This window comes from Faunimonas pinastri (genome assembly GCF_900110915.1).
GTDB classification, from domain to species: Bacteria; Pseudomonadota; Alphaproteobacteria; order Rhizobiales; family Afifellaceae; genus Faunimonas; species Faunimonas pinastri.
This window is the reverse complement of sequence record NZ_FOFG01000002.1, coordinates 428,852-446,709: the sequence shown is the minus strand read 5'-3', so window position 1 is coordinate 446,709 and position 17,858 is coordinate 428,852. Positions and strand designations below refer to the sequence as shown.

Annotated in this window: 20 protein-coding genes; 12 read left to right on the top strand and 8 right to left on the bottom strand. The window is 65.1% G+C overall.

What is annotated here, in order from left to right; translation table 11 throughout:
• Nucleotides 1-44: 44 nt before the first annotated feature.
• From BMY25_RS05365 to rpsF, 5 genes are all read right to left on the bottom strand, one after another.
• Nucleotides 45-1,532 (bottom strand): replicative DNA helicase, encoded by a 1,488-nt coding sequence (locus tag BMY25_RS05365; RefSeq protein WP_092495629.1) that lies wholly within the window; start codon nucleotides 1,530-1,532, stop codon nucleotides 45-47.
• Nucleotides 1,533-1,706: 174 nt separating this feature from the next.
• On the bottom strand, nucleotides 1,707-2,972 hold the full coding sequence (locus tag BMY25_RS05360) for a cyclopropane fatty acid synthase (protein WP_092495572.1): 1,266 nt from the start codon (nucleotides 2,970-2,972) through the stop codon (nucleotides 1,707-1,709).
• Nucleotides 2,973-3,185: 213 nt separating this feature from the next.
• Entirely contained in the window at nucleotides 3,186-3,773 is a 588-nt protein-coding gene (gene rplI, locus BMY25_RS05355; protein ID WP_092495571.1) for a 50S ribosomal protein L9, read from the bottom strand.
• Between the two features lie 84 nt (nucleotides 3,774-3,857).
• Nucleotides 3,858-4,106, bottom strand: coding sequence for a 30S ribosomal protein S18 (gene rpsR / locus BMY25_RS05350; RefSeq protein ID WP_092495570.1), 249 nt, complete (start codon nucleotides 4,104-4,106; stop codon nucleotides 3,858-3,860).
• A 5-nt stretch (nucleotides 4,107-4,111) separates the two neighbouring features.
• A complete protein-coding gene (gene rpsF, locus BMY25_RS05345) occupies nucleotides 4,112-4,489 on the bottom strand; it encodes a 30S ribosomal protein S6 (RefSeq protein ID WP_092495628.1) in 378 nt (125 codons plus the stop codon).
• 290 nt (nucleotides 4,490-4,779) lie between these two features.
• On the opposite strand from rpsF, the gene fabD reads away from it, so the two are divergent.
• From fabD to gmk, 7 genes are all read left to right on the top strand, one after another.
• A complete protein-coding gene (gene fabD, locus BMY25_RS05340; RefSeq protein ID WP_092495569.1) occupies nucleotides 4,780-5,742 on the top strand; it encodes an ACP S-malonyltransferase in 963 nt (320 codons plus the stop codon).
• Between the two features lies 1 nt (nucleotide 5,743).
• Nucleotides 5,744-6,481, top strand: coding sequence for a 3-oxoacyl-[acyl-carrier-protein] reductase (gene fabG / locus BMY25_RS05335; RefSeq protein WP_092495568.1), 738 nt, complete (start codon nucleotides 5,744-5,746; stop codon nucleotides 6,479-6,481).
• 190 nt (nucleotides 6,482-6,671) lie between these two features.
• Nucleotides 6,672-6,914 carry an acyl carrier protein gene (locus BMY25_RS05330; RefSeq protein ID WP_092495627.1) on the top strand — a complete coding sequence of 81 codons (243 nt, stop codon included), beginning with the start codon at nucleotides 6,672-6,674 and terminating at the stop codon, nucleotides 6,912-6,914.
• A gap of 19 nt (nucleotides 6,915-6,933) precedes the next feature.
• Nucleotides 6,934-8,193 (top strand): beta-ketoacyl-ACP synthase II, encoded by a 1,260-nt coding sequence (gene fabF / locus BMY25_RS05325; protein WP_092495567.1) that lies wholly within the window; start codon nucleotides 6,934-6,936, stop codon nucleotides 8,191-8,193.
• An 81-nt stretch (nucleotides 8,194-8,274) separates the two neighbouring features.
• Nucleotides 8,275-9,540: an endolytic transglycosylase MltG gene (gene mltG, locus BMY25_RS05320; RefSeq protein ID WP_092495566.1), complete on the top strand. Its 1,266-nt coding sequence runs from the start codon at nucleotides 8,275-8,277 to the stop codon at nucleotides 9,538-9,540.
• Nucleotides 9,541-9,593: 53 nt separating this feature from the next.
• Entirely contained in the window at nucleotides 9,594-10,484 is an 891-nt protein-coding gene (locus BMY25_RS05315; RefSeq protein ID WP_092495565.1) for a YicC/YloC family endoribonuclease, read from the top strand.
• A complete protein-coding gene (gene gmk / locus BMY25_RS05310) occupies nucleotides 10,481-11,182 on the top strand; it encodes a guanylate kinase (protein WP_092495564.1) in 702 nt (233 codons plus the stop codon). Before BMY25_RS05315 ends, gmk begins: the two co-directional genes overlap by 4 nt.
• 694 nt (nucleotides 11,183-11,876) lie before the next feature.
• Here the strand turns inward: gmk and BMY25_RS05305 are convergent.
• The 3 genes from BMY25_RS05305 to BMY25_RS05295 form a co-directional block, all read right to left on the bottom strand.
• Nucleotides 11,877-13,238, bottom strand: a complete 1,362-nt coding sequence (locus BMY25_RS05305) for a PRC-barrel domain-containing protein (RefSeq protein WP_092495563.1) — start codon at nucleotides 13,236-13,238, stop codon at nucleotides 11,877-11,879.
• A 126-nt stretch (nucleotides 13,239-13,364) separates the two neighbouring features.
• Complete coding sequence (locus tag BMY25_RS05300; protein WP_177176714.1) at nucleotides 13,365-14,489, bottom strand: FAD-dependent monooxygenase; 1,125 nt, start codon at nucleotides 14,487-14,489, stop codon at nucleotides 13,365-13,367.
• Nucleotides 14,490-14,499: 10 nt separating this feature from the next.
• On the bottom strand, nucleotides 14,500-14,742 hold the full coding sequence (locus BMY25_RS05295; protein WP_092495626.1) for a zinc-finger domain-containing protein: 243 nt from the start codon (nucleotides 14,740-14,742) through the stop codon (nucleotides 14,500-14,502).
• 162 nt (nucleotides 14,743-14,904) lie between these two features.
• Here BMY25_RS05295 and BMY25_RS05290 point away from each other — a divergent pair, with 162 nt between their 5' ends.
• From BMY25_RS05290 to BMY25_RS05270, 5 genes are all read left to right on the top strand, one after another.
• A complete protein-coding gene (locus tag BMY25_RS05290; RefSeq protein ID WP_092495625.1) occupies nucleotides 14,905-15,657 on the top strand; it encodes an alpha/beta fold hydrolase in 753 nt (250 codons plus the stop codon).
• An 85-nt stretch (nucleotides 15,658-15,742) separates the two neighbouring features.
• Nucleotides 15,743-16,573, top strand: coding sequence for a serine O-acetyltransferase (cysE, locus tag BMY25_RS05285; RefSeq protein WP_092495561.1), 831 nt, complete (start codon nucleotides 15,743-15,745; stop codon nucleotides 16,571-16,573).
• A 101-nt stretch (nucleotides 16,574-16,674) separates the two neighbouring features.
• On the top strand, nucleotides 16,675-16,887 hold the full coding sequence (locus BMY25_RS05280) for a DUF3126 family protein (RefSeq protein ID WP_092495560.1): 213 nt from the start codon (nucleotides 16,675-16,677) through the stop codon (nucleotides 16,885-16,887).
• Between the two features lie 115 nt (nucleotides 16,888-17,002).
• On the top strand, nucleotides 17,003-17,314 hold the full coding sequence (locus BMY25_RS05275) for a DUF6949 family protein (protein ID WP_092495559.1): 312 nt from the start codon (nucleotides 17,003-17,005) through the stop codon (nucleotides 17,312-17,314).
• 4 nt (nucleotides 17,315-17,318) lie between these two features.
• Nucleotides 17,319-17,852, top strand: coding sequence for a gamma carbonic anhydrase family protein (locus BMY25_RS05270; RefSeq protein WP_092495558.1), 534 nt, complete (start codon nucleotides 17,319-17,321; stop codon nucleotides 17,850-17,852).
• Nucleotides 17,853-17,858: the final 6 nt, after the last annotated feature.

Genomic DNA, 17,858 nt, shown 5'->3' with positions numbered 1-17,858 from the left:
GCTGGAAGGCTGGGAGGTTCGTTCCGTCATCAGCGGCTTGTCGGCTATTCGTATCGCGCGGGCAACTTGTCTTCTTCGGCAAGATCGGAGAAGCGCGTGACCTCGGCGTCGAACTGCAGGTTTACCGTTCCCGTGGGGCCGTGACGCTGCTTGCCGACGATTACTTCGGCGCGGCCGGCGATCGCCTCCATGTCCGCCTGCCACTGGAAGAACTCTTCCGTGCCTTCGTTCGGCTTCTTGTTCTTGAGGTAATATTCCTCGCGGAACACGAAGATCACGACGTCGGCGTCCTGCTCGATCGAGCCCGATTCGCGAAGGTCGGAAAGCTGCGGCCGCTTGTCTTCACGCGATTCCACCTGACGGGAAAGCTGGGAAAGCGCCATCACCGGCACTTGCAGTTCCTTGGCGAGCGCCTTCAGGTTGGTCGTGATCTCGGTGATTTCCTGGACGCGGTTTTCCGAGGACTTCTTGCTGGAGCCCTGGATCAGCTGGAGGTAGTCGATGACCAGGAAATCGAGGCCGCGCTGGCGCTTCAGGCGACGCGCGCGGGCGCGCAGCGCACCGATGGAGATGCCGCCGGTCTGGTCGATGTAGAGCGGAATTCGCTGCATCTCCTGCGCCACCTCGACGATGCGGTCGAACTGGTCCTCGTGGATGGAGCCGCGGCGAATGTCGGATGAGGAAACGCTCGCCTGCTCGGCCAGGATACGCGTCGCCAGCTGCTCGGCCGACATTTCCAGCGAGAAGAAGCCGACGATGCCGCCGTCCACCGTCTTCATCGAGCCGTCCGGCTGAAGTTCGCCCTTCCAGGCCTGAGCGATGTTGTAGGCGATATTGGTGGCGAGCGACGTCTTGCCCATGGCCGGACGTCCTGCGAGCACGATCAAGTCGGACGGCTGCAGGCCGCCCATCAGCTTGTCCATGTCGTTGAGGCCCGTGGCAACGCCGGAAAGATGGCCGGCGCGCTTGAAGGCGTTGCCGGCCATGTCGATAGCCGCCTTCAGCGCCTCGCCGAAGGTCTGGAAGCCGCCATCGGAGCGGCCGGTTTCGGCAAGCTCGAAGAGACGCTTTTCCGCGTCCTCGATCTGCACGCCCGGCGGCATGTCGACCGGCGCGTCATAGGCGACGTTCACCATCTCCTCGCCGATGGTGATCAGCCGGCGGCGGAGCGCGAGGTCGTAGATCGTGCGGCCGTAATCCTCCGCATTGATGATCGTGGTCGCCTCGTAGGCGAGTCGCGTCAGGTATTCCGCGACGGTGATGTCGCCGACCGCCTCGTTTTCCTTCAGGAATGTTTTGATCGTGCGCGGATCGGCGACCTTGCCCATGCGGATGATCATCGACATGCGCTCGAAGATCTGGCGATGCAGCGGATCGTAGAAGTGCGTGTGTTCCAGGAAGTCGGAGACGCGGTAGAACGCTTCGTTGTTGATCAGAATCGCTCCGATCAGCGCCTGCTCCACCTCGATGTTGTGGGGGCTCTGCCGGGGTAGCGGCTCTTCGGCGACGAGAAACGGCTTGGCGAGGCTCATGGCATCCTGATCCGGCGAAAGAGGTGGCGCGGCGGGCGACGATTCCCGCTCTGCCTGATCGGCATTATGCGCGGGGCGGCGCCCCATGCCCAAACGGAAACGGAGCCGGCCAGAGGCCGACCCCGTTATTGAACTTAATCACAGCGGCCGGTGACCCGGCGGTACCGTCGCTTGCTATTCGCCGGCGAGGCGGAATCCTTCGAGCGTGCCCGATTCGATCTGCCTGTGGGCGGCATCCATCGCCCGGTCGGCCTCGAACATGTAGTCGCGCGTCAGCGGCAGCACGTTCTGATCCTTCACCAGCTGGATCTGGAAGTTCATCATGCCGCCATTGATGAAGGCCGCTTCCGAACCGCAGAGATAGAACTCCCACATGCGGCAGAAGCGCTCGTCATAGACGGCCTTGGCTTCCTCCCGATGCGCCAGGAAGCGTTCGCGCCACGCCTTCAGGGTCTTGGCGTAATGCAGGCGCAGGATCTCGATGTCGGTGACGACCAGCCCGGCTTCCTCGATCGCCGGGAGAACCTCGGAAAGGGCGGGGATATAGCCGCCCGGGAAGATGTATTTCAGGATCCATGGATTGGTCGAGCCGGGACCGTCGGAACGCCCGATCGAATGCAGCACCATCACGCCGTCATCCTTCAGCAGGCGGGCGACCTGCTGGAAGAACTCGCGGTAATGCCGGGTGCCGACATGTTCGAACATGCCGACGGAAACGATACGGTCGAACTTGGTTTCCAGCGACCGGTAGTCGCGCAACTCGAACCGCGTCCGGCTCGACAGCCCCTTGTCGCTGGCGCGCTGGTTGGCGACCTTGTGCTGCTCGGTGGAAAGGGTGACGCCGGTGACGTCAGCCCCGGTCTGGTCGGCGATGAACAGGCCGAGCCCGCCCCAGCCGCAACCGATGTCCAGCACCTTCTGGCCGGGTTCGATCTCCAGCTTGGCGGCCAGATGGCGCTTCTTGGCCCACTGGGCTTCCTCGAGATCCGTCTCCGGCCTCTCGAAATAGGCACAGGAATATTGCCGGTCGGAATCCAGGAAGAGGCGGTACAGCCGGTCGTCCAGATCGTAATGGTGGGCGACGTTCTGGCGGGCGCGCTTGAGATTGTTGCGCTCCCAGAAATTCTTCCAGTTCCGCTGCAACCTGGAAAAACGCCGGACCCAGGCCGAACCGAAAATCGAATTCCAGTTTTCGTTGACCAGAAGCAGGAAGCCCATCGGGCCGCCGACGAAGTCGATTCCGCCGTCCATGAAGACTTCGCCGAAGCGAAGGGCCGGGTTCTTCATCACAGCCTTCTCGGCTGCTTCGGTACGAAAGATGAGATGAGCCGAATGGCCGTTGCCACTTCCGTAACGCGTCGTCTCGCCTTTCGCCCAGGTCACCGTCAGCGTGCCCGCGACGATGACTCGATTGAGGATGTTGTCGAGAATCTTGTTCATGCCACGCCCTTGGCCGAAATCTCACGCTTTTTGGCTGAATAGACCTCCTCCGTCTCGGAGCGCAAGGCGACCGATCGTCCAAACCGTGGCAAAATTGGCGCAGCCAGGTCGTAAGGCGACCTTTCCTTCGCCGCGACACCAAAAGGTCGAGCGCGATCAAAAAGAAAAAGGCGCCGCAAGCGGCGCCTTTCTGGATACTTCGGGGAAGGCCGATCAGGCCGCGTCTTCGTCCGTGGTCTCGGCCTCGGCATCGGTTGCCTCAGCCTCGTCCTCGGCGCGGGCTTCCTCTTCCTCCGGCTCCTCGAAGCGATCGCGGCTGGTGAGATCCTCACCGCGCGTCTGACGCTCCGCCTCGTCGGCAGAGCGGGCGACGTTGATCGAAACGCGGACCTCGACTTCCGGATGGAGCGAGATCAGGACATCGTGGATGCCGATCGTCTTGATCGGATGGGCCAGACGAACCTGGCTGCGCTCGACTGTGAAGCCGCCTTCGTGCAGCGTCTCGGCGATGTCACGGGTGGACACCGAACCGTAGAGCTGGCCGGTTTCGCCGGCCTGGCGGATCGCGACGAAGGACTTGCCTTCCAGCGTTCCGGCGACGCCCTCGGCTTCCTTGCGGAGCTCCAGGTTGCGGGCTTCGAGCTGCACGCGCTCGCGCTCGAAGCGCTTGCGGTTGGCTTCGCTGGCGCGAAGGGCCTTGCCGCGCGGCAGGAGGAAGTTACGGGCGTACCCGTTCTTGACGCGGACCTGCTCGCCCATCTGGCCGAGACCGGCCACGCGCTCCAGAAGAATAATCTGCATGTCTTTGACTCCTAGCTGTCCCGCAGGATGCGGTTAGGAGCGGCCGCTCCGAAGAACGGGCCGCCCCAGCGTTGAGGCCGTGCCTTACTTGATGACGTAGGGCAGGAGGCCGAGGAAGCGGGCGCGCTTGATCGCCTTGGCGAGTTCGCGCTGCTTCTTGGCGGAAACCGCCGTGATGCGCGACGGGACGATCTTGCCGCGCTCGGAGATGTAACGCTCCAGGAGCTTCACATCCTTGTAGTCGATCTTCGGCGCGCCCTCACCGGAGAAGGGGCACGTCTTGCGGCGGCGCTGGAAGGGGCGGCGCGTGGGAAGCTGCGAGATATCGACCATCGATCCTACTCCTCGTCATCCCGGCGACGTTCACGGTCGCGGCGGCGGCGCTCGTCGCGCTCCTTCTTCTGCATCTGCACCGAAGGCTCGTCCTCGAGCTCGTCGACGCGGACCGTCAGGAAGCGGATGACGTCTTCGTTGATGCCCATCTGACGCTCCATCTCGTCCACCGCCTCGTGCGGGGCCACGATGTTCATCAGGGTGTAGTGGGCCTTGCGGTTCTTCGCGATGCGGAAGGTAAGGCTCTTGAGGCCCCAGTATTCCGTCTTGCCGACGCTGCCGCCGGCCGTTTCGATCACGCCCTTGTACTGTTCGACCAGCTCGTCAACGCGCTGAGCGGACACGTCCTGTCGGGCGAGAAACACATGTTCGTAAAGTGCCATGGTCTGCCTTTCGTGTTCCACGGTCGGCGCGGAGCCTCGTCGAAGCCTGTAAGCGGCGAACCGCGAAAGGCCTTTGACATCTTCGAGAGCGGAGACACGGGAAATCGGATCATCTCAGATCCTGCGGCACATGCCGCTTTCCGTTCAGCCCCCAGCCGGACCGTTGAAGCGCTGCACATAGCGGATTGTCGCCGGGAATACAACCGGAACGACGGGGAAAAGCCGCCTTGGCTTGACTTCTCCGTATCGGTTGTCATGTCTGCCGCCAACAGGAACAGAGTGACAATCGGATGGCGAACGCATTCGTATTTCCCGGGCAGGGCAGCCAGGCCGTCGGCATGGGCAAGCTCCTGGCCGAGCAGGTTCCCGCGGCGCGGCGGGTGTTCGAGGAAGTGGACGAGGCGCTGGGCGAAAAGCTTTCGGCGCTGATCTGGGAGGGGCCGGAAGGCGACCTGACGCTCACCCGCAACGCCCAGCCCGCCCTGATGGCGGTCAGCATGGCGGCGCTGCGCGCGCTGGAGGCGGAGGGAATCACCGTTGCCGGGCAGGCGGCCTATGTGGCTGGCCATTCGCTGGGGGAATATTCCGCGCTGGCGGCTGCCGGCAGCCTAGGCATCGCCGATACGGCTCGGCTCCTGCGCACGCGTGGGGACGCCATGCAGAAGGCGGTCCCGGTGGGCGAGGGCGCCATGGCCGCGCTGCTCGGGCTGGAGATCGATGTCGTTCGCGAAATTGCGGCGGAAGCGGCCGGCAACGACGTCTGCGAGGCGGCCAACGATAATGCGGCCGGCCAGGTGGTCGTGTCCGGCAGCAAGGCCGCGATCGAGCGCGCCGTGGAAATCGCCAAGAGCCGGGGCGCCAAGCGCGCCCTGCTGCTGCCCGTCAGCGCGCCCTTCCATTGCGCGCTGATGGAGCCCGCGGCGGAGATCATGGCCAATGCGCTGGCGTCCGTGACGATCCGCGCGCCCGTGGTGCCGCTCGTGGCGAATGTCGTGGCCGGTCCGATCACGGATCCGGCGGAGATTCGGCAGCGGCTCGTGGAGCAGGTCACGGGTTCGGTGCGCTGGCGCGAATCCGTGCTGTGGATGGCCGACAACAATGTCGACCAGCTTGTTGAAATCGGCGCCGGCAAGGTCCTGAGCGGCCTCGTCAAGCGCATCGCGCCCTCGGTCGGTGCGGTGAATGTCGGCACGCCGGAGGAAGCCGCCAGCGTGGCGGCCCGGCTGAAGACCCATTCGGAATCGGGAGAGTAGGATGTTTTCGCTTCAAGGCAGGCGCGCACTGGTTACCGGCGCGAGCGGCGGCATCGGCAGCGCCATCGCGGAAGCGCTGCATGCGCAGGGCGCCACGGTGGCGCTTTCCGGCACGCGGCAGGACGCGCTGGAGGCGGTCGCGGGCAAACTCGGCGAGCGCACGCATGTCGTCCCGGCGAATCTGTCCGACGCGGCGGCGGTCGACGCCCTTGTCGGACAGGCAGAGGCTGCGATGGGCGGGCTCGACATTCTCGTCAACAATGCCGGCCTGACCCGTGACGGCCTCGCCATGCGCATGAAGGACGAGGACTGGGAACTCGTCATCCGGGTGAACCTGGAAGCCGCCTTCCGGCTGTCGCGCGCGGCGCTCAAAGGCATGATGAAGCAGCGCTTCGGGCGTATCGTGGGCATAACGTCCATCGTCGGCGTCACCGGCAATGCGGGGCAGGCGAACTACGCCGCCTCCAAGGCCGGCATGATCGGCATGTCCAAGGCGCTGGCGCAGGAAGTCGCGACGCGCGGCATCACCGTGAACTGTGTGGCGCCCGGATTTATCGAGAGCGCCATGACGGATGCGCTCAACGAAAAGCAGCGCGCGGCGATCCTGCCGACCATCCCGGCCGCGCGGCTGGGAACCGGCGCGGAGATCGCCGGGGCGGTGGTCTATCTCGCCAGCGACGAGGCCGCCTACGTCACGGGGCAGACGCTCCACGTGAACGGCGGCATGGCGATGATCTGAGGCCGCGGCCGCCGTTTCCGAAGCCTTGTGAAAGGCGCGAAACGGCGGGTTGCGGATTCTAGTCATTCTCAGGGAAACGTGTTAGGGACGCCCGACTGCCCATTCAGAAATCCGGGATCAGCATTGTCTGGTGCCAGCGGCATTTCTGTTGAGCTTGTGGTCGGTCGAGACCAATTTTGAGGAAAAAGCGATGAGCGAGAACAGCATCGAGGCCCGGGTTAAGAAGATCGTTGTCGAGCACCTCGGTGTCGAGGAAGACAAGGTCACCAAGGACGCCAGCTTCATTGACGACCTGGGCGCGGACAGCCTCGACACTGTCGAGCTCGTCATGGCCTTCGAAGAAGAGTTCGGCGTCGAGATTCCGGACGATGCGGCAGAGACCATCCTGACAGTTGGCGACGCTGTTCGCTTCCTGGAGAAGAGCACGGCCTGATTTGCCAGTCGCATCGAACATGAGACGGGTTGTCATCACCGGCCTCGGTATGGTGACGCCGCTGGGAAGCGGCGTCTCTACCACCTGGACCCGCCTGCTTGCCGGCGAGAGCGGTGCTGCGCGGATCGCGGAATTCGAGGTCTCCGATCTGCCTTGCCAGATCGCCTGCCGGGTTCCGCGAGGCGACGGCACGAACGGGACGTTCAATCCCGATCTTGCCATGGAGCCGAAGGAACAGCGCAAGGTCGATGACTTCATCGTCTATGCGATGGCGGCGGCAGACGAGGCGATTGCCGATTCCGGCTGGAAGCCGGAAGACTACGAGGACCAGATCCGCACCGGAGTCATGATCGGCTCCGGCATCGGCGGCATCGAGGGCATCGTGGACGCCGGCATCACGCTGCACGAAAAGGGGCCGCGGCGTATCTCGCCGTTCTTCATCCCGGGACGCCTGATCAACCTGGCTTCTGGCCAGATCTCGATCAAGTACGGGCTGAAGGGGCCGAACCATGCGGTCGTGACCGCCTGTTCCACCGGCTCGCACGCCATCGGCGATGCCTCGCGCCTGATCGCGCTGGGCGATGCCGAAGTCATGGTGGCAGGCGGTACCGAATCGCCGGTGAGCCGCATCTCCATGGCGGGCTTCGCGGCCTGTCGCGCGCTTTCCACCGGCTTCAATGACGAGCCCACCCGCGCATCCCGTCCCTACGACAAGGATCGCGATGGCTTCGTCATGGGAGAGGGGGCCGGCGTCGTGGTGCTCGAGGAATACGAGCATGCGGTCGCGCGCGGAGCCAAGATCTATGCCGAGGTGATCGGCTACGGTCTTTCCGGTGACGCCTTCCACATCACCGCTCCGTCCCCGGACGGCGACGGCGCCTATCGCTGCATGACGGCGGCGCTGAAGCGGGCCGGGCTGACGGCGGCGGACGTGGATTACGTCAACGCGCACGGCACCTCCACGCCGATGGGCGACGAACTGGAGCTGCGCGCACTGGAACGGGTGGCGGGTGATTCCGCGGCCAGCTTGACCATGTCCTCCACCAAGTCGGCGATCGGGCATCTGCTCGGTGCGGCCGGTGCGGTCGAGGCCATCTTCTCGGTGCTCGCGATTCGCGACGGCATGATTCCCCCGACGCTCAATCTGGAGAATCCGTCGGTGGAGACGGCGATCGACCTGGTGCCGCTCAAGGCCAAGTCGAAGACGGTGGACGTGGCGCTCTCGAACTCCTTCGGGTTCGGCGGCACCAATGCGTCGCTGGTCTTCCGGCGGGTTTGATCGGGATCCCCGGTTCCGCCATAATCCGGGCTAGGGTCTTCGGATCCGCGTCCGGCGGTTTGTAAGCGTACTGGCGGGTCGATGGACGACGAGAAGTCCCACACCGAGAACAACGAAAACGGCGAGGCGGGGGAAACCGCGCCTCGCACCTCCGCGCCGTCCCGGCGGGGAGAGGGCGGCCGGCGGCGGATCAACCCGCGCAGCCCGCGCCAGGCGATCCAGCCGGAGCTCGCGGCACCGCCTCCAACGCCCTCGCGGCGTGCGAATCACCCGCTCGTCGTGGTGATGAACTTCTTCATCATGATCGTCATGCTGGTCCTGATCGGCGGTGGCGCGGCGCTCTATTTTGGCCGCCAGCGCTTTCTCGCGCCCGGACCGCTGACCGATACGAAGACCGTGCTGATCGCGCGCGGGTCCGACCTGCAGCGGATCGCGTCGCAGCTGAAGCAGAGCCAAGTCGTTTCCAGCGACTTCCTCTTCGCCACCGGCGTGAAGATCTACAAGGCGCAGGACAAGCTGAAGGCCGGCGAATACCTCTTCAAGCCCGGCATGAGCATGCGCGACGTGCTGGACGCGCTGGTGAGCGGCCGCTCGATCCTGCATTCGATCACATTCCCCGAAGGGCTGACCAGCCAGCAGATCGTCGATCGGCTCAAGGCCGACGATACGCTGAGCGGCGATATCCAGGGGGTCCCTGCCGAAGGCACGCTCCTGCCGGAAACCTACAAGTTCACCATCGGCACGCCGCGCCAGCAGATCATCGACGAGATGGAGCGGGCCGAGCAGCGGGCCGTCAGCGATATCTGGGAACGCAAGTCGCAGGACCTGCCGATCTCGCGCGACCAGCTGGTGACGCTCGCCTCCATCGTGGAAAAGGAAACGGGCAAGGCCGACGAACGGCCCCGCGTGGCGGCCGTGTTCATCAACCGGCTGCAGAAGAAGATGCGGCTGCAGTCCGATCCGACGATCATCTACGGCCTGTTCGGCGGCAAGGGTAAGCCGACGGACTACGCCCTGACGCGGTCCGACATCACCAAGGCCACGCCCTACAACACCTATGTGATCCAGGGGCTGCCGCCGACGCCGATCGCCAATCCCGGCCGGGCTGCGATCGAGGCGGTCGCCAATCCGTCGCGCACGGACGAGCTTTACTTCGTGGCCGACGGGACAGGTGGACACGTGTTCGCCTCCAGCCTGGACGAGCACAACAAGAACGTCGCTCGCTGGCGCAAGCTTCAGGACGCGCAAGGCGGCAACGCCGCCAAGCCGACGCCGGAGGCAACGCCCGCAGTCGGTCGGGACGCCGACCCGGCAACTGTGCCGATACCCAAGCCCGCTCCTCAATGATCCGGCGGGGCTGGCGTGGTGGCCGAGCATAGTCGCAGTGGGTTGAAGGGCAGATGACCGTCCAGAGCATGACCGGGTTCGCCCGCACGACCTTTACAGCCGGCGGCCAGCGCTACGCTTGCGAGGCGAAGAGCGTCAACGCTCGCGGGCTTGAGATCCGACTGCGGCTTGGGCCGGGGCTCGACGCGCTGGAAAGCGACCTTCGCCAGCGCTGCCGAAACGCCCTGGTTCGCGGCAGCATCTTTCTTTCCGTGACGCCCGAGGAGGGCCAGACCAGGCGCGCTCTTCGCGTGGACGAGGAAGCGCTCTCCCGCGCCGTCGTGGTCGCGAAGCGGCTGGTCGAGGAATTCGGAATAGCCCTGCCCACCGCCGATGGCCTCCTCGCATTACCGGGCATTCTCGTCGATTCCTCCCCGCGCGAATCGGGAGACGACGACGCTGCCGAGCGTGACTCTGCGATCCTGGACGGCGTGGACGACGCACTGGCAGCGCTGAGGACAGCGCGGCTGGAAGAGGGGGCCCGGCTCGATGCGGTGTTGCGGGATCAGCTCTCGACCGTTGAGAGACTGACCGGGCTGGCGTCGAATATCGCCGGCGAAGCGCCTGCCGTGCTGAAGAAGCGCATCGCGGATGCTGTCGCCCAGTTGACGGAGGCAACCTCCTCGCTGGATCCCGATCGCCTGCACCAGGAAGCGGTGCTCGCCGCAACCCGGGCCGACCCCCGCGAGGAGCTGGACCGACTGACGGCCCATGTCGCCGGCGCGCGCGAGCGGCTGGACAGCGGCGGCGCCATCGGCCGCCGCCTCGATTTTCTCGCCCAGGAATTCAACCGCGAAGCCAACACCCTCTGCTCCAAGTCGTTCGACCGCCGCCTGACGGATGTCGGCCTGGAACTCAAGGCGGTGATCGATCAGTTCCGCGAGCAGGTACAGAACGTAGAATGAAGGACGGAATGGTCGAACTCACGCGCCGCGGTCTGCTTTTCGTGCTCTCCTCGCCCTCCGGGGCGGGCAAGTCGACGCTGGCCCAGCAGCTCCTTCGCGATGACGGGAATCTGGAGCTTTCTGTCTCCGTCACCACGCGGAAGCGCCGGACCAGCGAGATCGACGGTCACCATTACCACTTCATCGACGAGGCCCACTTCCACCAGATGGCGGAGCGGCAGGACCTGCTTGAATGGGCAGAGGTGCACGGCAACTTCTACGGCACGCCGCGAGAAGCCGTCGAGACTGCGCTTTCCAAGGGGCGCGACGTCCTCTTCGACATCGACTACCAGGGCACACGTCAAATCGCGGAGAAGATGTCCGCCGATCTCGTCCGCATCTTCATCCTCCCGCCAAGCTTTGGCGAGCTGAAGGCGCGGCTGGAGCGACGGGCGGAGGATTCGTCCGGCACGATCGAGCGGCGGCTGGAGAACGCGAAGCACGAGATCCGCGAGTGGGAAAGCTACGACTACGTCATCGTCAATGACGATCTGGGCCGCTCCTACGCCAAGGTGAAGGCGATCCTGGAGGCCGAACGAAACCGGCGCGAGCGCGTGACGGGACTTCCGGCTTTCGTGACCGAACTGCTGGATGAGGCGGCGGAACTCACAAAGGGAACGGGCAGCGAAGCCGCGAGCGCGGGGACTGCTCAAAAATAACTGGTGCGGACGGCGGGGCTCGAACCCGCACTCCCATACGAGAAACAGATTTTCGTACCACTTCGGCTTCCGCCGCCGGCCGGATCGCTCCGGCCGTTCGTGGTCTGGACTATCCCTTCACCATCATCCCGCTTTCGCCGGACCTAAGGTGCCGCCCGTCTAGTCTCTACACCTTCCGGGACGAACCCGGCTTGGCTCGGGATTGGCCGGACCGTGGTCCTTGGCTTTCCCCGAATTTGAGCGGTTCTACTCCGGGGATTTCCCCCCGGGCACTCCAAAGAAGTCTGCTGCGTCTACCGGTTTCGCCACGTCCGCGTTGGCATCCTTTTGCCCGCGCCCGAGGCTGCGCGCAAGTGTAACGAGGAAAGGAAGAAGACCCCCAGGACCACCACCACCGTCAGCATCGGGCCAGTTGCTCTTCCCCTGCGGGAAGGCCCTGAACCGGGCGCGTCTCTGGAGCGAATCCCCCGTAGTCGACCGCACGAGCCGCCATCGGTCGGCGATATGACGGCCGTCCTGAACGGCGAATCGGCTGCGGACTCCGTCCTGAGAGCGCAGAGGATAGGTCCCTCCTCGGCAGCGCTCCGCACCCATGGTTGGGGAGCGATGCGCCCCTCGGCTCCGCTCGACGAAAAGCCCGCCGGGGATTCCGGCGGGCTTCGTTCTTCGGACCTCCGGTCCGGGACTTCAGCCGTTACTTGTTGGCCGTGTTGTCCTGGAATGTCGGCGCGTTCTTCAGCTGGTCCTGGGTCGCGGCCGTGGAGACGCGCAGCGCGCCGGTGTTGTCGGTCTGCAGGTTCAGCGAACCGAACTGCATCGCGACCGACTTCTGGCCGATGCCGAGGAAACCGCCCACGTCAACGATGGCGGCCTGAACCGTACCCTTCTGGTCCATGATCAGGTCGTTGACGCTGCCGACATTCTGGTTGTCGGAGCCATAGACCTTGGTGCCCAGCAACTTGTCGGCGCTGATCGCCTGCGGCTTGGAGGCGCCGTTGTCGTTGTTGTTGCCGGCGACCGAGTTCTGGTCGAAAGCCGGGGCGTTCTTCAGCTGGTCCTGCGTCATGGCGACCGTGAGACGGGGAGCCGTGCCGCTGGTATTGACCGAAGCGGGGGTGCCGTTCGGGGGCGTCGCGGTCGTACCGTCAGCCGGGGTCGGTGCCGCCGTCGCGGGTGCCGGGCTCGTGGCCACGGGTGCGCCCGGAGCGGTGCCGTTGCCGGTTGCGGCGTTCGGAGTCGGCGTGGTCACGGCCGCGGGCATCGCCAGCTGGATCTGGTCGAAGGGGATCGCGACCTTCTTGCTGCCGACGCCGAGGAAGCCGCCGACGTCCACGATCGCGGACTGGGCCATGCCGGCCGGCGTCACGATGATGTCGGAGACCGAACCGATGTTCTGGTTGTCCGGCCCGTAGAGCGTGGAGCCCATCACCTTGCTGGCGCGCAGCTGATCGTTGCTCTGCGTCAGGAACGCGGAGTTCGGAACCGCCGCCGGGGCCGTGTCGGCCGTGGTGGTGGTCGTGGTCGTCGTGGTTTCGGTCGTGCTCCCGGCAGCCGGAGCTGCCGTCATGGCTGCCTGATCGCCGGTGTTGCCGGCCTTGCTCGCGGAAGTCGAGTGCGGACGGAGCGAGCCCCTGTCAAAGGCCGGCGCGGCCTGCAACTCGTTCTTGCTCTTGTTGTAGACGATCCAGAGGCTGCCGTTATTGTTCAGCACCTGGATCTGATTGAAGGGAACGGCGACGTCCTTCTCTCCGATGCCGAGAAAGCCTCCCACGCCGATCACGACCTGGTTCACGGTGCCCTGCGGATCCACGACGACGTCATTGATGTCGCCGATCTTGGTCGAGTTCGAATCGGCGTTCGGGTAGACGCTGGCGCCCATCAGGGTCGACGCGAGGGCGGGATGGCCAAGCGGGACGGGTGTATTTCGCGCAGGAGCTGCCGTTCCCGTCGTATTGGCGGGCGCATTGGTGGTCGTGCTCTGAGCGCTGGCGACCCCCATGGTGCCGGCGGTCAAAAGTGCGACTAGAGCGCTGCTCGCCAGAAGCTTGCGAGTCATCGGTGTCTCCCTTGGTGATGTGCTGCAAAGCGTGCCAAGCGCCCAAAATTTGGGCGTCGGCAATGCTGTTTGGTAAATGCACGATGACCGGGGACGTTCCGGAAAAACCCGATTTGCCGGGCCGGGTCAGCCCGGCTGGGGAGAGTAGAGCCAGTCCAGACGCGACAGATGCGTGCGGCCCGGCAGGGTGGAGATCACCGTATCGCGCGCCAAGGCGGCAGGCCCGCGCAGACCATAGATGCGGAGATTACGGAGCGACTCCGCAGCGATGCGGGTAGCCCGCGGGCGACGGATCGAATCGTAGGCGGCAAGTGCCGCAACCGGGTTGTCATGGGTCGAAAGGCAGCGCGTCAGAACGGCCGCGTCCTCGATCGCCTGCGCTCCTCCCTGGGCGGCGCTGGGCACCATTGCATGCGCCGCGTCGCCGGCCAGAGCCACCCTGTTCTGCACCCATCCCTCGGAGGCATCCATGCCGCGGAGCGGCCACGCGATCCACGCGGGAGCGGTGTCCTTGAGCGCCCTGATCGGCTCGGCGAAACCGTCGAGCGGCGGGCGGGGATCGCGCGACGAACGGGCGATGGCCACGAGGTTCAACTCCGAGCCACCCTTCACAGGATAATGGACGAGGTGGCTCGCCTCGCCGAACCAGAGGCCGGTCACGTCGGTGCGCAGGCCGTAGGGGATGCGGTCGCGGCTGATCACCGCCCGCCATGCGGTGTAACCCGTCTCCGTCGGTCCGCCCCGTCCGAAGATATCGGCGCGCGCCCGCGAATTCACCCCGTCGGCGGCAATCAGGATATCCGCCGTTCGCTCCGTCTCGCCGGCGCGATAGACGACCTCGGTCCCGTCCTGCCGGACAAAGGCGAGGGGGCTTGCCAGGGAGAGGCAGAGGCCGGGCGTCTGCCGCGCCTCTTCCAGAAGCACGGCCTGCAGATCGGCCCGATGCAGCACCGCGTAAGGCGCGCCGTACCGCTCGCGGATCCTCTCGCCGAGCGGGATCTCGTTGAGCACACGGCCGTTGCGGGCGTGGATCTCCACGCAGGCGGGCTGAAAGGCGCGGGCGAGAACCGCCTCGTCGAGCCGCAGGCTCCTGAGGATCGCCATCGCGTTCGGCGAGAGCTGAATGCCGGCTCCGACTTCCGTCAGCGCCTCGGCGCGCTCGTGCAGGTCGACCCGGTGTCCCTCGCGGGCAAGGGCGATGGCGGCCGCGAGCCCGGCAATACCCGCGCCGGCAATGGCGATGCTCGCCATGTCCGGCCGGTCAGTCCGCCGGGGAATAAAGCGAGTCGGCCGGCACGGTCTCGCGCGGCCCGAGCGTCGGGTCATAGCGATAGACGGTGGAGCAATAGGAGCAGATCGCCTCGTTCTCTCCGCCCATGTCGATGAAGATGTGCGGATGGTCGAACGGCGGCAGCGCGCCGACGCACATGAATTCCTTGGCGCCGACCTTGATGGCTTCGAGGCCGGCGGTGTTGTGAAAATGCGGAATGATCCTGTCGGCCATTCGGCTCTCCTGATTCAGCTGCGACGTTCGGCGGTGCCGGATCGGCGGACAATAGCCGTGCGGAACGCGCAAGAACAGGCCCGACGCATCGGGTGACTGACTTTCTCGCAACCCCGCTCTATGGTGCGCCGCCGCTCACCCGATCACCCGACGGAACAGGTCATGGTTCAGTTCTTCCGCTCCGACAATCTCCAGATCGCCTACATCGACCAGGGGGAGGGCGAGCCGATCCTGCTGATCCACGGCTTCGCCTCCAATCACCGCGTGAACTGGATGGACACGTTGTGGGTGCGCGATCTCCTTGCCGCCGGCCGGCGCGTTATCGCGCTGGACAATCGCGGCCACGGGCAGAGCGACAAGCCGCACGACCCGGCGGCCTACGGCACGCCCGCGATGGCCGCCGACGCCTGCCGCCTGCTGGACCATCTGGGTATCGAGCGGGCGGACGTGATGGGCTATTCCATGGGCGCCCGCATCACGGCATTTCTCGCGCTGGACCATCCCGAGCGCGTTCGTCGCGCCGTTCTGGCCGGGCTTGGCGCGGGACTGCTGATCGGCGTGGGAGCGCCGCAGCCGATCGCCGACGCTTTGCTCGCCCCGTCCATCGACGATGTCACGACGCCGCAAGGCCGCATGTTCCGGATGTTCGCGGAGCAGACCAGGAGCGACCGCGAGGCGCTGGCCGCCTGCATCCTCGCCAGCCGGCAGGTGATGACCGAGGACGAACTCCGCGCCATCCGGGTTCCCGTGCTTGTCGCTGTCGGTACGACGGACGACGTCGCCGGGCCGCCGGAGCCCATCGCCGACCTCATCCCGGATTCGCGTATTTTCCATATCCAGGGCCGCGATCACATGAAGGCGGTCGGCGACCGCACCGCCAAGAAGGCGGTTATGGAGTTCCTGTCGGAAGCCTGACCGCCACGCGGCAGTGTGCCCGGCCCCGCCGGACATACTCAGTTCAGAAATCCTGCGCTATATAAGGGGCAACGAGGAGACCTTCATGGCCCTGACACCCACACATTCGGCCGCCTCCGCGCTGGAAGCCGTCGATCCCGTCTGGACGAGGTTGCGCGGCGAAGCGGAAGCGGCGTTGCGCGATCCGGCGCTGCGTGGCTTCATACACGCCAATATCCTCAGCCAGGACCGGCTGGAGGATGCGGTCGCTTTTCGCGTCTCCGAGCGGCTGGCGCATCCTGCCCTTTCCGGGGAGACGATCCGGCAGAGCTTCGCGGAAATGTACGAGGCCGACCCCGAGCTTTCGGTGGCGCTTCGGGTGGATCTGGTGGCCGTGTTCGATCGCGATCCCGCCTGCCAGCGCTTCATCGAGCCGGTGCTTTATTTCAAGGGCTTCCACGCCATCCAGGCCCAGCGCCTCGGCCACTGGCTCTACGGCATCGGTCGTCTCGACTACGCGCTCTATCTGCAAAGCCGCGTCTCCGAGGTCTTCCAGGTCGATATTCATCCGGCCGTGCCGATCGGAAAGGGCGTCTTCATGGATCATGGCACCGGCGTGGTGATCGGCAGCACGGCCGTGATCGACGACGACGTGTCGATCCTGCAGAACGTGACCCTCGGCGGGACCGGCAAGGAAAAGGGCGACCGTCATCCCAAGATCCGGCGTGGCGTGCTCATCGGTGCCGGGGCCAAGATCCTTGGCAATATCGAGGTTGGCAATTGCTCGCGGATCGCGGCGGGCTCTGTCGTGTTGAAGCCGGTGCCGCCGAACACAACCGTGGCCGGCGTGCCGGCGCAGGTGGTCGGCAGGGCCGGCTGTTCGGAGCCCTCCCGCAACATGGACCAGATCCTTCGAGAAGCGGCGGGGGAGAAATAGAGCGGCCTCGTGGCCAGCTTCGCAAACCCCGCGGAGGTTGGTTGAGGCCGCCCGCGACATGTGTCAGACAGGGGCGAAAGCCCCGATTCGAAGGATAGAACGTGAAGATCGATGATCTGAAGAAGCTGGAAGCCTATTTCCAGAAGCTTTTCGGCAACAACACCATCAAGGTGAAGGCCCGTCCCCGCAAGGATGACTCTGCCGAAGTCTTCGTCGGCGAGGAGTTCATCGGCCTGGTTTATTTGGACGATGAGGATGACGAGCTTTCCTACAACTTCCAGATGGCAATCCTCGGCGTCGATCTCGACCCCTGACCACCGTTAACGATCTGTAAAAATCGGGCTGCAATCTGGGTTGTTCAGGTTGCGGCCCGTTTGCGTGCGGCGTAATTTCCCTTAAACTTTAACAAAATGTTAAGGGGTGAGGGGAATGGCCCAGTTTGAAGCCTTCGTTTTCTGCGCGGCGATCGGTTTCGCCATGGCGGGTGTGGTCGCCAGCTTCTATGAGCTCCTGACCCGACGCCCCGCCGATTTCCTGCTCCCCAACCAGACCCTGGCCACCAGCGGGATCTCCATTCTTCTCAGCATGTTCGGCGGGCCGGTGATCGTCTCGCGCAAGATCCTGGCCGGTCTCCGCAGCCGGGAGGTTCGCCCGCAGGCGGCGGCGCTGGGCTTTCTCGTCTCTGGCATGTGGAGCGTTTGCGCGGGTATATTCGTGCTGAGCCTCTATATCAGGATGTGACGGAATGAGCCTCTATAGCCTCGATGGCGTTTCCCCGGAGCTTCCCGCCGAGGGCGAATACTGGATCGCGGAGAACGCGGTCGTCGTGGGCAAAGTGAGGCTGGACGTGGATGCCAGCGTCTGGTTCGGCGCGGCGTTGAGGGGCGACAACGAACCGATCGCGGTCGGCGCGCGGTCGAACATCCAGGAGCACTGCGTCGTTCACACCGATCCGGGGTTTCCCGTCACCGTCGGCGCGGATTGCACCATCGGCCACCGCGCGATTCTCCATGGCTGCACGATCGAGGACAACGTGCTGGTCGGCATGGGCGCGATCGTGCTGAACGGAGCGGTGATCGGCCGCAATAGCCTGATCGGGGCAGGGGCTCTGGTGCCGGAAGGCAAGGTCATTCCGGAAAATTCGCTGGTGGTCGGCATTCCCGGGAAGATCGTTCGGACCCTTGGTCCCGAGGGCGGCGAGAACAATCGGGCTTCCGCCGCCCGCTACGTCGCCAATTGGCGACGCTTCGCTTCAGGTCTCCGCCGCATCGGCGAATGACCGACT